Source organism: Deltaproteobacteria bacterium, from assembly GCA_019308995.1.
Taxonomy (GTDB): Bacteria; Desulfobacterota; Desulfarculia; order Adiutricales; family JAFDHD01; genus JAFDHD01.
The window spans coordinates 1-5,968 of sequence record JAFDHD010000156.1 but is presented as its reverse complement, the minus strand read 5'-3'; the positions used below and the strand labels follow the sequence as shown (position 1 = coordinate 5,968).

The 5,968-nt window shown below is 47.5% G+C and carries 4 protein-coding genes; 2 read left to right on the top strand and 2 right to left on the bottom strand.

The genetic code is table 11. From position 1 onward, the window contains the following. Nucleotides 1–281 precede the first annotated feature (281 nt). Nucleotides 282–1,196, bottom strand: a complete 915-nt coding sequence (locus JRI95_15980) for an EamA family transporter (protein ID MBW2063042.1) — start codon at nucleotides 1,194–1,196, stop codon at nucleotides 282–284. Nucleotides 1,197–1,616: 420 nt separating this feature from the next. Between JRI95_15980 and JRI95_15975 the strand changes: the two genes are divergently transcribed. Both JRI95_15975 and JRI95_15970 read left to right on the top strand, forming a co-directional pair. Next, nucleotides 1,617–2,837: a glycosyltransferase gene (locus JRI95_15975; protein MBW2063041.1), complete on the top strand. Its 1,221-nt coding sequence runs from the start codon at nucleotides 1,617–1,619 to the stop codon at nucleotides 2,835–2,837. 313 nt (nucleotides 2,838–3,150) lie between these two features. Then, nucleotides 3,151–4,776, top strand: coding sequence for a dihydroxy-acid dehydratase (locus JRI95_15970; protein ID MBW2063040.1), 1,626 nt, complete (start codon nucleotides 3,151–3,153; stop codon nucleotides 4,774–4,776). A gap of 60 nt (nucleotides 4,777–4,836) precedes the next feature. On the opposite strand, the gene JRI95_15965 is transcribed toward JRI95_15970, so the two are convergent. Next, a partial coding sequence (locus tag JRI95_15965; GenBank protein MBW2063039.1) for a hypothetical protein occupies nucleotides 4,837–5,968 on the bottom strand: 1,132 nt, incomplete at its 5' end.

The following is a 5,968-nucleotide window of genomic DNA, read 5'->3' as shown; positions in this document are numbered from 1 at the left end:
ATGCCAACGACCTCTCCCATTATTTTCCTCTCCTCTTTCATGACCCGACCTCCTTGAACAACTTCTTCTCACGTTAATGCAATTTCGTGTCCAAAGAAACCGGGGGCAACTCACCTTTACCTAATTACTATACTCCCTGCTAAATACAGGTATAATATCAACATAAAAATAAGACTGATTGTTCATCCTTCGGGACTGCAGATTAAACCCCTGAGGTAAAAGATGATAAGGACCCGATTGATTTTAATTACATGGGTTTCTAAAAGTTTTAATCCTAGAACTCATCTCGCACGCTCCACGGCCTGAGAGCGTGTAAGATTAGTAAGTAAAACACCGAACAAAATCAGAGCGCCGCCGCCGGCCTGCATCACAGAAAGCCTTTCCCCGAGCCAGACCCAGGCAGCCAAGGCAGTCACCACCGGAATGCCGTTAATGAAGACCGCCGCCCGAGGAGCTGGCACTTTGGTCAGAGCGTGATTAAAACAAAGAAACGCGCCAATGGTAGCAAAAAACGTCAAATAGACTAACGCCCAGAGTGAGGCTCCATGAATGGCTGACCACTGCAGACCTGGCAGCTCCCATAGAAATGCCGGTATATAAAAAAGGGCGCCATAAATAGTTTGCATACTGGTGATCTCGAAGGCTGAATATTTTTGCCCTAAGCTTCTGGCCAGGATGATATAAAAAGATGCTGAAATCACTGCTCCGAAGATAAGAAGATCTCCAAAGAGGTGGCTGCCCAGAGCCCAAATAAACTCCGGCCCTCCCATAATCAATATTGCGATGCCGATCACTGATATGCTGATGCCTGCGAGGCTTGCCAACCTGGTGCGCTCACCCAGCAGGAAAAAGGCAAGCGCCAGGACCATTATGGGAATTGTGGCGATAATCAAAGCCGCTTTTGGTGCTGTGGTATACTGCAAGCCAATGGTTTCAAAAATGAAGTAGAGTCCGGGTTCAAAAAATGCGGTCAGGAGGACCCTGGCATGATCTTTCCTGGTAAACCGGGGAAAACCGCGCCATGCTAAAAGTATCAAAAACAGCACCGCGGCCAGCCCAAAACGGGCGAAAATGAGGGTGAATGTGGAAAATCCTCTTAAAGCCACCTTAGTGGCTACAAAAGAGAACCCCCAAAAAATGATAGCCACCCCCAGGGCTATATATGCCCCTAACTCTTTGTTACGCTTTAATCCCATTTCCAGTTCGTTTAAGTATTATTGCTTTTCTTGCGTTGAAGCTAAAAACCTGAAACGCCCTTATAACACGTTTTTCCTGGCCTGGTTCAATTTTTTTCAAGAATTTACAAAGTGCATCAAGTTGGAGAGAATCAATGATATAGTTAATGCCTTAATAACAGAAGAATGGAAATTGAACCAGGAGGATTTTACAGCGCCTGTGAAAATAAGAGGCTGGAGCTAGCCCTTTAAAACCCTCTCAGGCATTATATATTCCGAGCGGGGTGACTCTGAATACCGGCTTTTTAACAAACTTGATCACATTACCTTCTCCCCATATCAGGATGCAATAATACTTGACACCCAAACGTTTTTTCCCTATTCTCCGATTATCTGAAAACAAGTCCTTATCCTTCAAGTCTGTCAAAAGGAGTCGCAATTATGAAACGTTCACTTTCTGACATTGAATTCATTGTAGGTATCCCTTCTTATATGGAAGCAGATTCGATACCTTTTGTGACGAAACAGGTTGATGAGGGGTTGATGAACTACTTCGATGACCTGAAATCTGTTATTGTGAATGTTGATAATAATAGCGAAGACAATACCATGGGGGCCTTTTTATCAACTGAAACTCAAACCTTAAAACATTATATTACAACTCGAAAAGGTGTAACAGGAAAAGGTAATAACTTTTTTAACCTTTTTCAATTTGCCAGTAAGTTTAAAAATACTTTAAAATGTATTGTGGTTGTGGATGCAGACCTTACTTCGATTACTCCGGAATGGATAAAAAACTTAAGTGAACCGATTCTCAGAGGATACGATTACGCTTTACCCTATTATTCAAGGCATCAATTCGATGGAAGTATTACGAATCACATCTGTTATCCGCTGCTTTATGGTTTGCTCGATCAAGATATCAGACAGCCTATTGGTGGAGAATTTGGGTTTTCACCTGCTTTATTGGATTACTGGCTTAAACAAAATTGGACTCAAACTACCCGGCAGTATGGTGTAGATATTTTCATGTCACTCAATGCAATACTGGGCAATTTTAAAATCTGTGAAGTCGGTCTGGGTGCGAAAATACACAAGGCTAGTGCGCCGAAACTTGGACCCATGTTTACACAAGTTGCAACCACATTATTTAATTATATTCTTTCTAAAAAGGACCAATGGCTCCGCACACCGGTGGCCAGGCCCGGACCGAAGAAACGATTTGGCCTCAAAAAACTCGACCCGCCTCAAGAGTTAAGCATTGATATAAGAGAGTTAAAAGAAAAATTACGGATAGAATATTTTCAAAGAGAAAAACTACTAAAAAAATACCTGGATGAATATGAGGTTGAAACTCTCGATATGATGTTCGAGCAGGATTACTATCAGATGGATATCCTCATGTGGACGCATGTGTTATACCAGCTTCTTTTTTACTATGATATGGGATCATCTAAAGCCAAGAAAGATATCATCGAAGCATTAAAGCCGCTCTATTTCGCTCGCAGCGTTACTTTCAATTACTTGACCTGGCGTTATAATGTAAAATATGCAGAAGACGCGATTCTCGGGCAGGCCAAAGCCTTTGCCTCTCAGAAGCCGTATCTCCTGGGTTTATACCTGAAAGAAGAGATAAAGGAAGTGGGGGAAAACAGGAATTAACTACCTTTATCATCTTTATCATTCTTCACCTTTCTGGTATGTATAGCCTTTGAAAAAATGAAGCAATTCCTGATCTTCTATTAGTAAATACAACGAGCAGGTCATTTCATATTTCATTTGCAATTGTCCATTAAATACTGACCGTCTTTGAGGCCCAACTCGCAGTAATAATCTTGAGAGGTTTTATCTTATCCCCATCTGATACTATAATTCAGATCATGATAAGCAAGCAAATCCTGAAGCAAATAAAAAAAGAACTTTTTTACGCACCTAAAGCCTGTTATATTACAGTCATTAAACAGGAGGAAGCATTATGAAAAAGCCAAAAAGTATGGCCATAGTCGATGATCAGGATTTCCCGATTAGCCGCATCCGGCAAAGTATGATCACAGGCATCGGCATGGACATAGAGGAGTTCAAAGAAAAGTCCATAATTGCCGTGGTCAATTCACATACCGAATTGAACCCCGGCCACATGCACCTTCGTTTTTTGGCTGAAAAAGTCAAGGAAGGCGTCCATGCTGCGGGCGGCATCCCCTTTGAATTCAATATTCCCGCACCCTGCGACGGATTTACCGAAGGTAACGAAGGCATGCGCTTTATCCTGCCGCAGCGAGAATTAATCGCCGATTCGGTGGAAACCCACGTGCGCAGCATGCTCTTTGATGGCATGGTCCTGATTGCCAGCTGCGACAAGATCATTCCCGGTATGATCATGGCCGCGGCTCGACTGAACCTGCCCACCATCTTCCTGACCGGAGGACCGAGCGCCTATCAGGTTCGCTTTTCCAAAACAGGGGCAGACCCCAACGAAAATCGCTTGAGGAGAAATGCCACCACCATCGCCACCTGCGGGGCATGTGACTTTATGGGCACGGCCAATACCTTTCAATGCATGGCTGAATCCCTGGGATTGGCTCTGCCCGGTTCGGCCAATATCCCGGGCGCGCACAACGAAAGACTCATCGTAGCCCGCCAAACCGGAAAAAAAATTGTGAGCATGATCGAAAAGGAATTAACGGCCAAAAAGATCCTAACGGAAAAGGCCATGGAAAACGCGGTTATCATGGACCTGGCCATTGGCGGCTCAACTAACGCCGCGCTGCATCTGCCCGCCATCGCCCACGAACTCGGCCTTTCCCTGCCTCTTTCGAAATTCAATGAGTTAAACCGAAAAATTCCCACCCTGCTGGCCATCCGCCCCAACGGCCCGTATGGCATCATTGACCTCTACGCCGCCGGCGGCATCCCGGCCGTGATGAAAGTCCTGGCCGATGACCTCCATCTGGATGCCCTGAATGTCACCGGTCAGACCCTTGGCCAGATCGTCAGCCAGGCCGAGATCTTTGATGAAGAGGTTATCCCGCCCAGAGATAAGCCCCACTTGGCCGAAGGCGGCACAGCCGCGCTCTTCGGCAATCTGGCCCCTGAAGGCGCCGTAATCAAACAGTCAGCCGTAGCCGCGGATATGCAGACCTTCACCGGCCAGGCCCGGGTTATGGACTCTGAAGCTGAGGCCCTTAAAGGATTTCGAGAAGGCAGTTTCAAGGAAGGCGAGGTCATTGTTATCCGCTACGAAGGGCCTAAAGGCGGGCCAGGCATGCCCGAAACCCTGGCCGTGACCCTGGCTTTGGTTACATCAAGCCTTAAGAGAGTGGCTTTGATCACGGACGGCCGCTTTTCAGGCGCCACTTCAGGACCGTGCGTCGGACACGTTTCGCCCGAGGCTTACGTGGGCGGGCCCATAGCGGCCCTAAAGGATGGCGACGAGATAGAGATTGATATCCCTGATCGAAAGATTAATGTCAATCTTTCGGAAAACGAAATCGAAAAACGGCTTCAAGGATTTGAACCGGTTAAACACCCTGTCCCGCCGGGCTTTATGCGCCGGTACGTGAAATACGTGAGCTCCGCGGCAAAAGGAGCCATCCTGGAATAAAAATGAGGGGGAACTTTTTTCAAGTTCCCCCAGAATCAAACAAATCCCAAAAACCAGACCTTACCGTGCCCGCCGAATTATTACAGCCACGGATAGAAACAAGGCGCCTAATCCTAACTTTATCCCCTTAAAGCCGGTTAAACTGCCCGCGCTTTGAACGAAACAGCCGCCGCCGCCTTTAGATGATGAATCCTCACTCAGGAATCCAGGCGGAGCAGGCGGCTTCTCGAGGTCCCTGGTTTCAATCTCAGTTAAACGATCTGAAGAACGGGTACTTGCCACTGCCGGAAAGAAGGCCTGAGCGTCCCCTTCTGTCAATTTGAGCAGCCAGCCCCCGGTACCCGCGGGCAGCGTTGAAGCCGGGACGTAGGTACCTCCGGACCAGATCCAGAAGACCGGCTGGGTAATCTGATTGTCCCCGTGCATCAGATGCACCACGGTGGAACCTTGCTTGATGAGGGTTGACTCAACACTGATCGTAAAATTAAATGGATTGCCAATCAGGTTCCAGCCTTTGGTTATGTCTATGAAATAACCATTCACACCCAGGGGACCCTCGACTACAGGCGTTTCCGACCCTTCGGCCGTTAAAGTCTTGCCATGCCGGAATAAAAACCAGGCCGCAGCGCCAGGTCCAACAGCGTAATCCAGACCGGTAAAAGGATACTCTGAAAACGCCTGGCTCTCAGCGTCAAAGGCGGCGATACGCACCAAGCTCTGATCGTAAGTCCCGATCTGGTTGCCAATGACCACCTCGGGATCGGGGTTGTAAGGCTCCAGAGGCATGGTTACAATGCGGTAGTCTGCTACGGTGGAGCCGGGTGGCAAGGTTATGCTAAAAGTTTCGGGTATAGCCTGAGAAAAGGACGCCTCGATCGTATGGGTTCCAGTCACATTAGTAAAACTGTAAGTGCTTACCGCACCCACTGAGGAGCCGTCAATATCCACATTCTGGATAATGTAACCAGTGTCAGGTGTGATGGTGAAGGCCTGGCTCGCGCCATGATTGACCGAGACCGCGCCTGAAGGCGAAATGCTTCCGCCTGAACCGGCTGAGAGCGTGATGGTGTAGGTGTTGATGGCAAAGGTGGCGTGAATGGTATGAGTCGCGGTCACATTGGTAAAGGTATGGCTGGCTACCGCGCCGATTGAAGAGCCATCCACCTTCACGTCCACAATATGATAGCCAGTG